Annotated in this window: 9 protein-coding genes and 1 tRNA gene; 5 read left to right on the forward strand and 5 right to left on the reverse strand. The window is 69.3% G+C overall.

Annotation, left to right across the window (positions count from 1 at the left end):
• The first annotated feature begins 87 nt into the window (after window positions 1-87).
• The 3 genes from hrpA to IE275_RS20725 all read left to right on the forward strand — a co-directional run bounded on the left by hrpA (window position 88) and on the right by IE275_RS20725 (window position 4,753).
• On the forward strand, window positions 88-4,080 hold the full coding sequence (gene hrpA / locus IE275_RS20715) for an ATP-dependent RNA helicase HrpA (protein ID WP_189712835.1): 3,993 nt from the start codon (window positions 88-90) through the stop codon (window positions 4,078-4,080).
• A gap of 94 nt (window positions 4,081-4,174) precedes the next feature.
• Window positions 4,175-4,249 (forward strand) — tRNA-Asp (locus tag IE275_RS20720).
• Between the two features lie 309 nt (window positions 4,250-4,558).
• Window positions 4,559-4,753, forward strand: coding sequence for a DUF6274 family protein (locus tag IE275_RS20725; RefSeq protein ID WP_189712836.1), 195 nt, complete (start codon window positions 4,559-4,561; stop codon window positions 4,751-4,753).
• A 454-nt stretch (window positions 4,754-5,207) separates the two neighbouring features.
• Here IE275_RS20725 and bldC read toward each other — a convergent pair whose 3' ends face one another.
• Window positions 5,208-5,414, reverse strand: a complete 207-nt coding sequence (bldC, locus tag IE275_RS20730) for a developmental transcriptional regulator BldC (protein WP_033321412.1) — start codon at window positions 5,412-5,414, stop codon at window positions 5,208-5,210.
• Window positions 5,415-5,989: 575 nt separating this feature from the next.
• Entirely contained in the window at window positions 5,990-6,832 is an 843-nt protein-coding gene (locus tag IE275_RS20735) for a DUF8083 family protein (protein WP_189712837.1), read from the reverse strand.
• Between the two features lie 221 nt (window positions 6,833-7,053).
• On the opposite strand from IE275_RS20735, the gene IE275_RS20740 reads away from it, so the two are divergent.
• The gene (locus tag IE275_RS20740; RefSeq protein ID WP_189712838.1) at window positions 7,054-8,148 is read left to right on the forward strand and encodes a Leu/Phe/Val dehydrogenase; all 1,095 of its coding nucleotides are present in this window, start codon (window positions 7,054-7,056) and stop codon (window positions 8,146-8,148) included.
• A gap of 310 nt (window positions 8,149-8,458) precedes the next feature.
• Window positions 8,459-8,716 carry a DUF3073 domain-containing protein gene (locus IE275_RS20745; RefSeq protein WP_030798031.1) on the forward strand — a complete coding sequence of 86 codons (258 nt, stop codon included), beginning with the start codon at window positions 8,459-8,461 and terminating at the stop codon, window positions 8,714-8,716.
• Window positions 8,717-8,785: 69 nt separating this feature from the next.
• Here the strand turns inward: IE275_RS20745 and purM are convergent, their stop codons facing one another.
• The 3 genes from purM to IE275_RS20760 all read right to left on the reverse strand — a co-directional run bounded on the left by purM (window position 8,786) and on the right by IE275_RS20760 (window position 12,441).
• Window positions 8,786-9,862, reverse strand: coding sequence for a phosphoribosylformylglycinamidine cyclo-ligase (gene purM, locus IE275_RS20750; RefSeq protein ID WP_189712839.1), 1,077 nt, complete (start codon window positions 9,860-9,862; stop codon window positions 8,786-8,788).
• A 34-nt stretch (window positions 9,863-9,896) separates the two neighbouring features.
• Window positions 9,897-11,423 carry an amidophosphoribosyltransferase gene (gene purF, locus IE275_RS20755; RefSeq protein WP_189712840.1) on the reverse strand — a complete coding sequence of 509 codons (1,527 nt, stop codon included), beginning with the start codon at window positions 11,421-11,423 and terminating at the stop codon, window positions 9,897-9,899.
• Between the two features lie 220 nt (window positions 11,424-11,643).
• The gene (locus tag IE275_RS20760) at window positions 11,644-12,441 is read right to left on the reverse strand and encodes a maleylpyruvate isomerase family mycothiol-dependent enzyme (protein ID WP_189712841.1); all 798 of its coding nucleotides are present in this window, start codon (window positions 12,439-12,441) and stop codon (window positions 11,644-11,646) included.
• Between the last annotated feature and the right edge of the window lie 66 nt (window positions 12,442-12,507).

Raw genomic sequence — 12,507 nt, forward strand, 5'->3', positions numbered from 1 at the left:
CCCGGACGGGGCACGACTCCCCCGCCCGAACCGCCGAGACAAAAGCGTTAGCCACGTTTTTCCCCGGGATGAGATCCTGGATCGCGTATGTCTACGCACCCTGCCCCCGCCCTCGGCGCCCTCGCCCCCCGTCTGGCCGAGCTGTCCCTGCGTGATGCGCACCGGCTCGGGCGCAGGCTCGAAGGCGCGCGCAAGATCCGCAAGCCGGAGGCCCGCGCCGCCGTCCTCGCCGAGATCGAGGCGGACGTCGCGCGGGTCGAGGAGCGGATGACGCTGCGGCGCGGCCGCGTCCCGGCCGTCTCGTACCCCGAACAGCTTCCGGTCAGCCAGAAGAAGGACGAGATCGCGGCCGCCATCCGCGACCATCAGGTGGTCATCGTCGCCGGTGAGACCGGTTCCGGTAAGACCACCCAGATCCCCAAGATCTGCCTGGAGCTCGGTCGCGGCGTCCGCGGCATGATCGGACACACCCAGCCGCGCAGGATCGCCGCCCGTACGGTCGCCGAGCGGGTCGCGGAGGAGCTGCGCACACCGCTCGGCGAGGCCGTCGGCTGGAAGGTGCGGTTCACCGACCAGGTGAACCCGGACGCGACCTTCGTGAAGCTGATGACGGACGGCATCCTGCTGGCCGAGATCCAGACGGACCGCGAGCTGCGCGCGTACGACACGATCATCATCGACGAGGCCCACGAGCGGTCCCTCAACATCGACTTCCTGCTGGGCTACCTGGCCCAGCTGCTGCCGCGCCGGCCCGACCTCAAGGTGATCATCACCTCGGCGACCATCGACCCGGAGCGCTTTTCGCGGCACTTCGGAGACGCCCCGATCGTCGAGGTCAGCGGGCGGACGTACCCGGTGGAGGTCCGCTACCGGCCGCTCCTCGAAGAGGACTCCGAGGACGTCGACCGCGACCAGATCACCGCGATCTGCGATGCCGTCGAGGAGCTCCAGGCCGAGGGCAAGGGCGACATCCTCGTCTTCCTCTCCGGCGAGCGGGAGATCCGGGACACGGCCGACGCGCTGGAGAAGAAGCAGTACCGCTTCACGGAAGTACTGCCCCTCTACGCCCGGCTCTCGCACGCCGAGCAGCACCGGGTCTTCCAGCAGCACACGGGCCGCAGGATCGTTCTGGCGACGAACGTCGCCGAGACGTCCCTGACCGTCCCCGGCATCAAATACGTCATCGACCCCGGCTTCGCCCGGATCAGCCGCTACAGCCACCGCACCAAGGTCCAGCGCCTGCCCATCGAGCCGATCTCGCAGGCCAGCGCCAACCAGCGCAAGGGCCGCTGCGGCCGGACCAGCGACGGCATCTGCATCCGGCTGTACGACGAGGACGACTTCGCCGCCCGCCCGGAGTTCACGGACGCGGAGATCCTGCGCACGAACCTCGCCTCCGTCATCCTCCAGATGACCGCGGCCGGCCTCGGCGACATCGAGAAGTTCCCCTTCATCGACCCGCCGGACCACCGCAACATCCGCGACGGCGTCCAGCTGCTCCAGGAGCTGAACGCACTGGACCCGGCGCAGAAGGACCCGCGCAACCGGCTCACGCAGACCGGCCGCAAGCTGGCCCAGCTGCCCGTCGACCCGCGGCTGGCCCGGATGGTCCTGGAGGCCGAGAAGAACGGCTGTGCCCGCGAGGTCATGGTCATAGCCGCCGCGCTCTCCATCCAGGACCCGCGCGAGCGCCCCTCCGACAAGCAGACCCAGGCCGACCAGCAGCACGCCCGCTTCAAGGACGAGACCAGCGACTTCCTCGCCTATCTCAACCTGTGGCGGTACGTCCGTGAGCAGCAGCGCGAGCGCGGTTCGTCGTCCTTCCGCCGGATGTGCAAGCAGGAGTACCTCAACTTCCTGCGGATCCGTGAGTGGCAGGACATCTATACGCAGCTGCGCACGGTCGCCAAGCAGATGGGCATCCACCTCAACGAGCAGGACGCCTCCGGCGACAGCATCCACGTCTCCCTCCTCGCCGGTCTGCTGTCGCACATCGGGATGAAGGACGTGAAGAACGCCGGGGGGGAGGGTGGGAAGAACGCTGGGCGGGAGGGCGGGAAAAACACGGCGAAGAACGAGTACCTGGGCGCGCGCAGCGCCAAGTTCGCGATCTTCCCCGGGTCGGCGCTGTTCAAGAAGACGCCCCTCTTCGTGATGTCGGCCGAGCTGGTCGAGACCTCCCGGCTGTGGGCGCGGGTCAACGCGAAGATCGAGCCCGAGTGGGTCGAGCCGCTCGCCGGGCACCTGCTGAAGCGGACGTACAGCGAACCGCACTGGGAGAAGGACGCGGCGGCGGTGATGGCCTTCGAGAAGGTCACCCTGTACGGCGTTCCGATCATCGCCCAGCGGAAGGTCAACTACGGCCGGATCGATCCCGAGACGAGCCGTGAGCTGTTCCTGCGCAACGCGCTCGTCGAGGGCGACTGGCGTACGCACCACAAGTTCTTCGCGGACAACCGCAGGCTGCTCAGCGAGGTCGAGGAGCTGGAGCACCGTGCGCGGCGCCGGGACATCGTGGTCGACGACGAGACGCTGTTCGACTTCTACGACCAGCGGGTCCCCGAACACGTCGTCTCCGGTGCCCATTTCGACTCCTGGTGGAAGAGCAAGCGGCATGAGCAGCCCGACTTCCTGGACTTCGAGCGGGAGATGCTCATCCGGGAGTCGGCGGAGGCGGTCACCAAGGCCGACTATCCGGACTCCTGGCGTCAGGGGCCGCTGAAGTTCCGGGTGACGTACCAGTTCGAGCCGGGTGCGGACGCGGACGGTGTGACGGTCCATGTCCCGCTCCAGGTGCTCAACCAGGTCACGGACGAGGGCTTCGACTGGCAGATCCCGGGTCTGCGGGAAGAGGTCGTCACCGAGCTGATCCGTTCGCTGCCCAAGCCGATCCGCCGTCACTACGTGCCGGCGCCGAACTTCGCCAAGCGCTTCCTGGACCAGGCGGTGCCCCTCCAGGAGCCGCTGACCACCACCATGGCGCGTGAGCTGAAGCGCATGGTCGGCGTTCCCTTCGAGGCGGACGACTTCGACTGGTCGAGGCTCCCCGACCACTTGAAGATCACGTTCCGGATCGTCGACGAGCGGCGCCGCAAGCTGGCCGAGGACAAGGATCTGGAAGCGCTGAGGCTCCGTCTGAAGCCGAAGGCACGCCAGGCGATCTCCCAGGCGGCCGCGGCGACCGCCGAGCGCCGGGGCGGCGAGTCCCTGGAACGCTCGGGCCTGACCGACTGGACGATCGGCACGCTCACCCGCGTCTTCGAGACCCGCCGCGCCGGCCAGCCCGTGAAGGCGTACCCGGCACTGGTCGACGACGGCGACACGGTCTCGGTACGCCTCTTCGACACCGAGGCGGAGCAGGCGGAGGCGATGTGGAAGGGCACCCGGCGGCTGATCCTGCGCAACATCCCGGTGAACCCGGCGAAGTTCGCGTCCGAGAAGCTCACGAACGCCCAGAAGCTCGCCCTGTCGGCCAATCCGCACGGGTCGATACAGGCCCTGTTCGACGACTGCGCCATGGCGGCGGCGGACCGGCTGATCGCCGACTTCGGCGGCCCGGCGTGGGACGAGGAGTCGTACCGGAAGCTGTACGACAAGGTGCGTGCGGAGATCGTCGACACGACGGTGCGTACGGTCGGGCAGGTGCAGCAGGTCCTCGCCGCCTGGCAGGCCTGTGAGCGCCGTCTGAAGGGCGTACGCAGCCCGACGCTGCTGGCCAACCTGGCGGACGTGCGGGCGCAGCTGGACGCCCTGGTGAAGCCCGGTTTCGTGACGTGGGCGGGGCTGCGGCGGCTGCCGGACCTGATGCGCTACCTCGTCGCCGCCGACCGACGCCTTCAGCAGATGGCAACAAACGTCCAGCGGGACACCACCCGCATGGAGAAGGTCCACGAGATGCAGGACGAGTACGCCTGGCTGCTGGAGCAGCTTCCCCGGGGCCGGCCGGTGCCGCGGCAGGTCCTGGACATCCGCTGGATGGTCGAGGAGCTCCGGGTCAGCTATTTCGCCCACGCGCTGGGCACCGCGTACCCGGTCTCGGACAAGCGGATCGTGAAGGCGATCGACGCCGCGGCACCGTGACGGACCCTGTACGGAGGGTGAGTTCGACCACGGGGCTCACCCTCCTGTACAGTCCTTCTCGCAGCACAGCGCAAGACAAAGTGCCGCAAAGCCTGGTCCTGTGGAGCAGTTTGGAGTGCTCGCCACCCTGTCAAGGTGGAGGCCGCGGGTTCAAATCCCGTCAGGACCGCAGTGAAGCAAAGGAAGGCCCGCACCCCCTCGGGGATGCGGGCCTTCTTCGTGTGCCCGGCGGCCGCCCAAGGCCCGTTGAGCCGGCTCACCGTCGCGCCGTTCGGCAGGTGAGGCCGGGGCGCCGTCGGGGCCGATGAGCCCGGAGTGCGGCTCCGGGGCGGCCACAGGGGCCCCGGGAGGCCCGTAGGGGCATCGGCGGTGGCACGCCGCCCGTCCGGCGGGGGACTCGCGCCCTTGACGGCGTCACATTCCGTCGGTACCCCAGAACTCAGGGCCCTTTCCCCGTGTGGCCCCCAGGAGGTGGCGCATGGCGGCATCGGTCAGGCACGAGACGCGGGCCCTGCTCCGCGCGCATCTGTCGGCCGCGTCGTCCTACCGGCACCTGACCCGTCACTGTCCGATCTGCCACCGCTTGCTGCGGCTGGCGATGGACGGCGCTCCAGCGGGTACACAAGCCCCTGAGAGGGTCGCCGCGGAGGACGAGGGCTCCTCGGCCTCCTGACCTCTCGGCGGCGTCAACAGCCGTACGGCGAGGGGGCGATGGAGGAAGGCTGACCTGCAAGCGCTTCCACTAGCGCACCCGGACCTGCGGCAACAAGGCCACTGGCATGTGACGGGTGTCACCGCATAAGTTTTGGAACCGGGCCTACTTACCGGTCTCCTACAACAGGTCAATTTAATATGTGCAATTGCACCACTGTGGAGGATGCCTCCAGGAACCCTCCCAGAGCCTCCCCAGACTCCGACAAGCCCGCTCACAGAGCCACCTGATACGGCTTCCGGGACGGTCGTGGACGCACAAAAAAGATCGCGCTGGACCCGGCGGAGTCCAGCGCGATCGACGACGCTCCCTGTGGGCGACGGGCCTGTTGGGGCAGACCCGCGTCGCTCGTAGCCAGGGTTCGAACGACACGACAGGTTGGGGGACCTGGCGTTTCGCCCGGTTATTCAGTTGTTCAGGCCTCGGTGCGCTGCTGCGGAATGCCCGCAAGCAGGGCGCGGACCTCGGCCTCGCGGTATCGGCGATGTCCGCCGAGCGTACGGATCGACGTGAGCTTGCCGGCCTTCGCCCACCGCGTGACCGTCTTCGGGTCCACACGGAACATGGTGGCGACCTCAGCCGGGGTCAGCAGCGGCTCAGCATCAGGGGTGCGAGCGGTCATGAGCGGCCTCCTCGGGAGAACCGAACCTTCTCGGTTCTTTCCTCTAAATTCTGCACCTTGACCCGCGTTGCCCGAAATGGCGGACGCGAGTCGAGTCGGTTATAGGACGAACGGCTTGTCCTCGGCACTACAACTACACCATCCGTCCAGCCGCGTCGGCCAAACCGATGGAATTGCCCCCCAGGTGTTCATCGGCGACGGAAGCCGATGGACCATGCCATAGCGGACAGTCACGCCCCTGTGACGATCAGTCACAGGGGCGCTCAGGAGTCACCAGAACCCCCAAAGCAGTGCAATACCGAGATTCCCCCCACCATGGAGCATAAGTAGGCGGACGGAGCCCTCCCCGGACTCCTTGTCCTATTTTGGCACGAGGAGGGGCAAGCGACGCAAGGGCCGTGTACGTGCGGTCCATCACCCTTGCGACAAAAGCCCGGATCGGGACCTACGCCCCGTCAGTTCCGTGAAGTGGCGCTGACCGTACGCTGTTCGAACCATTTCGTCCGTGACGCGGGTCACACAGGGAAAGGGCTGTCACGTCTGTCACACCGTCAGGCGGGCCCGAACGGGGCAGGTCAGTTGGCCGACCGCCGGTCCCGCACGGAGCGCCACCGCTCCACCAGCCGCCCGTACGCCTCGCCCGCCGCCTCGCCGTCCCCGCGCCGCAGCGCGGCGATCCCCTCGGCCACGTCCTTCGCGGAGTGGTCGTCCTCGAGATCGCCGGCCGGCAGGGCGTGCACCAGACCGCCGTAGTCCAGTTCCACCAGCGAACGCGGGTGGAACTCCTCCAGCCAGCGCCCCACGTCCAGCAGGCCGTCGATCAGCGGCCCCTCGTCCATGGCGTCCTTGAGGGCCCGCAGCCCCCGGGCCACCCGGCGCCGCGCCTGCACCATCGGGGTGCGGTAGCGCAGCACGGGCGCCACCTCCGCGGTCCCCTTCTCGTACGCCCGCTCCTCGTCGGCGACGAGGACGAACCAGTTCAGCGGCACCTGCCAGGTCGCCGTGCGGATCCAGGGCCGGGCGTCGGGATTGCGCTCCCGCCAGCGCTCGTGGTCCTGGGCGGCCTGCCGGCGCACGACCTCGGGGAGCGCCGCCTCCAGGACCGGCCTGGGCAGCTCGTCGTCCAGCTCGGCCAGGGCCTGCCAGCCGCGCAGCCGGGTCCGCCAGGGGCAGACGCACAGCACGCCGTCCACCTCGAGCACGAACGCGTCGCCGCTCTCGTGCACCGGCACGGGCACCGGCGGGGTGGGCAGCAGATCGGCCAGCGAGCGGTGCAGCTCGTCCTGGTAGGAGGGGTGCTCGGGGCGGCGGGCGTAGCGCGCCCAGTGGCTGCGCTCGGGCTCCGGGAAGGCGGCCAGCGGCTCGTACACCCGCAGATAGGACGCGTACGGGACGATCAGCGAGGACACCTTGGGCACGCCTGCTCCCTCCCCCCTGGGCCGACCGGGAAACCTGCGGGACCCGCGCCCGTGGGCACGGAAAACCATGCGAATCGTCGCACGGCCGTACGCCGTGCGGAGGTGATCCCGAACACTGCGGCGTCGGCGGGCTGTGCAGGCTCTACGCTCATCCCACAGGCCCCGCCACCCGTACGGGAGCCCTTGTCCCAACCGCCGCGAGTTACCCAGGAGTCACCACAGTGACCGACGTATCCAACGGCGTCCTGCACACCCTCTTCCACTCGGATCAGGGGGGTCACGAGCAGGTCGTGCTCTGCCAGGACCGCGCCAGCGGCCTCAAGGCCGTCATCGCACTCCACTCCACCGCGCTGGGCCCCGCCCTCGGCGGTACCCGCTTCTACCCGTACGCGACCGAGGAGGAGGCCGTCGCCGACGCCCTGAACCTCGCGCGCGGGATGTCGTACAAGAACGCCATGGCCGGGCTCGACCACGGCGGCGGCAAGGCCGTGATCATCGGTGACCCCGAAGCGATCAAGACCGAAGAGCTGCTGCTGGCGTACGGCCGTTTCGTGGCCTCGCTCGGCGGGCGGTACGTGACCGCCTGCGACGTCGGCACCTATGTCGCCGACATGGACGTCGTGGCGCGCGAGTGCCGCTGGACGACCGGCCGGTCCCCCGAGAACGGCGGCGCCGGCGACTCCTCGGTGCTCACCGCCTTCGGCGTCTACCAGGGCATGCGGGCCTCCGCCCAGCACCTGTGGGGCGACCCCACGCTGCGCGGCCGCCGGGTCGGCGTCGCCGGCGTCGGCAAGGTCGGCCACCACCTGGTGGAGCACCTGCGGAACGAGGGCGCCGAGGTGATCGTCACCGACGTGCGCGAGGACGCCGTGCGCCGGATCCTGGACCGGCACCCGGAGGGGGTCACGGCGGTCGCCGACACGGAGGCGCTGATCCGGGTCGAGGGACTCGACATCTACGCGCCCTGCGCGCTGGGCGGGGCGCTGAACGACTCCTCGGTGCCGGTGCTGACCGCCCGGGTCGTCTGCGGCGCGGCCAACAACCAGCTCGCCCACCCGGGCGTGGAGAAGGATCTCGCCGACCGCGGGATCCTCTACGCGCCGGACTACGTGGTGAACGCCGGCGGGGTCATCCAGGTCGCCGACGAACTGCACGGGTTCGACTTCGAGCGGTGCAAGGCGAAGGCGTCGAAGATCTTCGACACCACTCTCGCCATCTTCGCACGTGCGAAGGAGGACGGGATTCCGCCGGCCGCCGCGGCCGACCGGATCGCCGAACAGCGGATGCACGAGGCGGCCCGCGCGCGCGGACGGTGACGTTCCGGGACGGCTTCCCCAGAGGCGTCCCGAGGGTTTCGGCGGTACCGCCGGGTGGAAAGTTAGAGAGAACTCTCACTCTTCCCGGCGGGTCGGCCGCCGAGAAGTGGTTAAAATCGCCACTGACCAGCGAGGACGGGGCGCCTCAAAGGTTCTGTGCACACGCGCGTGCTACGGGCGACGTACCGTACGGGCGTGGGCTCAGGTACCGTGGGAGCCCTACGACGGGCTCTCCGAGGAGAGACCGTCCTGGATCATGAACGCGTGTCAACCTGGGGCCAGCGAGCCCCGTCGTTGAGGGGGTCGAGCCATGGGGCGCGGCCGGGCCAAGGCCAAGCAAGCGAAGGTCGCCCGCCAGCTGAAGTACAACAGCGGCGGGACAGATCTCTCACGCCTGGCCGAAGAGCTGGGCGCATCGCCATCGAACATTCCGCCGAATGGCGAGCCGTTCGAGGACGATGACGATGAGCAAGACGATGACCCGTACGCACGGTACGCCGAGCTGTACGGGGCCGACGACGAGGATGACGACGAGGACTCCTCGCAACAACACCGTCGCGGCGCTTGACCTTGCTTTGAGCACTCATCCGGTCGGTGACTTCGGTCACCGACCGGCTCTTGTGCTGCCCGCGCGGTCTCAGGCGTAGTCGCCCACCAGCTCCGCGCCGGTCGAGTGCTCGCCACGCTCGGTGATCTCACCGGCGACCCAGGCCTCGACGCCACGGTCGGCGAGGGTCGCCAGGGCGACGTCCGTCGACTCCTGCGGCACGACGGCCATCATGCCGACGCCCATGTTCAGCGTCTTCTCCAACTCCAGCCGCTCGACCTTCCCGGTGCGGCCGACGAGGTCGAAGACCGGGGCCGGGGTCCAGGTGGAGCGGTCGACGATCGCGTGCAGGCCGTCGGGGACGACCCGGGCCAGGTTGGCCGCGAGTCCGCCGCCGGTGATGTGCGAGAAGGCGTGCACGTCCGTCGTCCGGGTCAGGGCCAGACAGTCCAGCGAGTAGATCTTGGTGGGCTCCAGCAGCTCCTCGCCGAGGGTGCGGCCGAACTCCTCGATCCGCGCGTCGAGGGAGAGGCCGGCCTGGTTCAGCAGGACATGCCGGACGAGGGAGTATCCGTTCGAGTGAAGGCCGGAGGCCGCCATGGCGATCACCGTGTCACCCGTACGGATACGATCCGCGCCGAGCAGCCGGTCGGCCTCCACGACGCCCGTACCGGCGCCGGCGACGTCGAAGTCGTCCTCGCCCAGCAGGCCCGGGTGTTCGGCCGTCTCACCGCCGACCAGGGCGCAGCCGGCCAGCACACAGCCTTCGGCGATGCCCTTGACGATGGCGGCGACGCGCTCGGGATGGACCTTGCCGACACAGATGTAGTCGGTCATGAACAGCGGCTCGGCGCCGCACACCACGATGTCGTCCATGACCATCGCGACCAGGTCGTGGCCGATGGTGTCGTACACGCCCAGCTGACGGGCGATGTCGACCTTGGTGCCGACGCCGTCCGTGGCGGAGGCGAGCAGCGGGCGCTCGTAGTTCTTGAGGGCGGAGGCGTCGAAGAGGCCGGCGAAGCCGCCGAGGCCGCCCAGGACCTCGGGGCGCTGCGTCTTCTTCACCCACTCCTTCATCAGCTCGACGGCGCGGTCGCCCGCCTCGATGTCGACGCCCGCGGCTGCGTAGCTGGCGCCGCCGTCGGCAATGGGGGTCTCAGACATGGCTAGTGAGAACTTTCGTGTCGTACGGCAGGACTTACGGGCGACGGATCGCGTCGGCCGCGGCCGTGGCGGCCGGACCGGCGGCCAGTTCGGTCTCCAGGAGCTGCTTGCCGAGCAGCTCGGGGTCCGGGAGCTCCATCGGGTACTCGCCGTCGAAGCAGGCGCGGCAGAGGTTCGGCTTGGCGATGGTGGTCGCCTCGATCATGCCGTCGATGGAGATGTACGCCAGGGAGTCGGCGCCGAGCGAGGTGCCGATCTCGTCGATCGTCATGCCGTTGGCGATGAGTTCGGCGCGGGTGGCGAAGTCGATCCCGAAGAAGCAGGGCCACTTCACGGGCGGCGAGGAGATCCGGATGTGGACCTCGGCGGCGCCGGCCTCGCGGAGCATGCGGACCAGGGCGCGCTGGGTGTTGCCGCGCACGATCGAGTCGTCGACGACGACCAGGCGCTTGCCCTTGATGACTTCCTTGAGCGGGTTCAGCTTCAGGCGGATGCCCAGCTGGCGGATCGTCTGCGAGGGCTGGATGAAGGTCCGGCCGACGTAGGCGTTCTTGACGAGGCCCGCGCCGAACGGGATGCCGCTCGCCTCCGCGTAGCCGATGGCGGCGGGGGTGCCGGACTCCGGGGTCGCTATGACCAGGTCGGCTTCGGCGGGGGCTTCGGCGGCCAGCTTGCGGCCCATCTCCACGCGGGAGAGGTAGACGTTCCGGCCGGCGATGTCCGTGTCGGGGCGGGCCAGGTACACGTACTCGAAGATGCAGCCCTTGGGCTTCGCTTCCGCGAATCGAGAGGTACGGAGGCCGTTCTCGTCGATGGCGATGAACTCGCCCGGCTCGATCTCACGGACGTAGGCGGCGCCGCAGATGTCGAGGGCCGCGGACTCGGAGGCGACGACCCAGCCGCGCTCCAGCCGGCCGAGGACCAGCGGGCGGATGCCCTGCGGGTCGCGGGCGGCGTAGAGCGTGTGCTCGTCCATGAAGACGAGCGAGAAGGCGCCCTGGACCTGCGGGAGGACCGAGTGCGCGGCCTCTTCGATGGTCAGCGGCTTGCCGTCGGCGTCGACCTGGGCCGCGAGGAGCGCGGTGAGCAGGTCGGTGTCGTTGGTCGCCGCGACGCGCGGAGTGCGGCCTTCCTGCTTGGGCAGGTCGGCGACCATCTCGGCGAGCTGGGCGGTGTTGACGAGGTTGCCGTTGTGGCCGAGCGCGATCGAGCCGTGCGCGGTGGCACGGAACGTCGGCTGGGCGTTCTCCCACACGGAGGCACCGGTGGTCGAGTAGCGGGCGTGTCCGACCGCGATATGACCCTGGAGCGAACCGAGCGAGGTCTCGTCGAAGACCTGGGAAACGAGCCCCATGTCCTTGAAGACGAGGATCTGGGAGCCGTTGCTGACCGCGATTCCCGCGGATTCCTGACCCCGATGCTGGAGGGCGTAGAGCCCGAAGTAAGTGAGCTTGGCGACCTCTTCACCGGGAGCCCAGACTCCGAAGACGCCGCAAGCGTCCTGGGGTCCTTTCTCGCCGGGGAGCAGATCATGACTGAGTCGACCGTCACCACGTGGCACGCCACCGAGTGTAGGCGAGATCGACCACTGGTCCGAATTGGGGATACCTGCGGGTAACTGGATCATCGTCCGGCAGAGATATCCATGATCGACTTATTTTCGCAGGTCAGATGGCCTGAACCGGGTTCCCGGGATGATCCTTCGGGTGACCGGGGCGGCCCTGCGCGGTCGCGTTCCGTATGCATGAGTGAGGTGTCGCACATCATTCGGCATCGTCCGGTCAGGACATCAGCGGGAGGAGCGCTCCCAGATCGGCCCGCTCGCCGCTCGCGCTGACCTTGGCCTCCGCTCGGGCCTCCCCCCAGGTCAGGCGCCCGGTCGCCAGCCGCAGCCAGGTCAGCGGGTCGGTCTCGACGACGTTCGGCGGGGTACCGCGGGTGTGCCGCGGCCCCTCGACGCACTGCACGACGGCGTAGGGCGGAACCCGCACCTCCGTCGCGCTGCCGGGCGCCTTCGCGGCGAGCGCGTCGGCGAGCAGCCGGGTCGCCGCGGCGAGGGCCTGCCGGTCGAACGGGACGTCCAGACCGGGGACGGCGGCGTTGAGGTCGTCGGTGTGGACGGTGAGTTCCACGGTGCGGGTGACGAGGTAGTCGGCCAGCGGCAGGGCGCCGGCGTTGGTCTGGAGCAGCCGGCCGGCGGGGTGGGCGTCGAGCAGTTCGGGCAGGCTCCGCTCGATGCCGGCGAGGTAGGCGTCGAGATCGGGGTGCCGTTCGACGACGTCCCGGGTGAAGTCGTCGATGGCCGGGGCACTGGCCACGGTGGCGAACGGCCAGTCCAGCAGCACGGCGTCCTGCCGCGCGGGCTCCGGCAGGTCGAGCGCCCGGTGCACGGCGGTCACCGCCATCCCGATGTGCGCGACCAGCTCGCGTACGGTCCACTCCCCGAGCCGCGTCGGCAGCGCCAGCTGCTCGGGCGTGAGTCCGGCGACCGCCGTCCGTACGGCACGGAACTGGGCCGACACGGCCGTCCGGGTCTTGGCGGGATCGTACGTACGGGCGCGCTTCTTGGCCGGGGGCATGGCGTGAGCCTAGAGCCTCTCTCTCGGATCTCGCCGGGGGTCGCGGGGCCTGGCACGCACTCCCCC

It is taken from the genome of Streptomyces phaeofaciens (genome assembly GCF_014648915.1).
GTDB classification, from domain to species: domain Bacteria; phylum Actinomycetota; class Actinomycetes; order Streptomycetales; family Streptomycetaceae; genus Streptomyces; species Streptomyces phaeofaciens.

Coding starts and splice junctions, on each gene's coding strand:
- hrpA (WP_189712835.1), top strand. CDS start 88: ATGTCTACGCACCCTGCCCCCGCCCTCGGCGCCCTCGCCCCCCGTCTG.
- IE275_RS20725 (WP_189712836.1), top strand. CDS start 4,559: ATGGCGGCATCGGTCAGGCACGAGACGCGGGCCCTGCTCCGCGCGCAT.
- bldC (WP_033321412.1), bottom strand. CDS start 5,414: ATGACCGCTCGCACCCCTGATGCTGAGCCGCTGCTGACCCCGGCTGAG.
- IE275_RS20745 (WP_030798031.1), top strand. CDS start 8,459: ATGGGGCGCGGCCGGGCCAAGGCCAAGCAAGCGAAGGTCGCCCGCCAG.
- purM (WP_189712839.1), bottom strand. CDS start 9,862: ATGTCTGAGACCCCCATTGCCGACGGCGGCGCCAGCTACGCAGCCGCG.
- IE275_RS20760 (WP_189712841.1), bottom strand. CDS start 12,441: ATGCCCCCGGCCAAGAAGCGCGCCCGTACGTACGATCCCGCCAAGACC.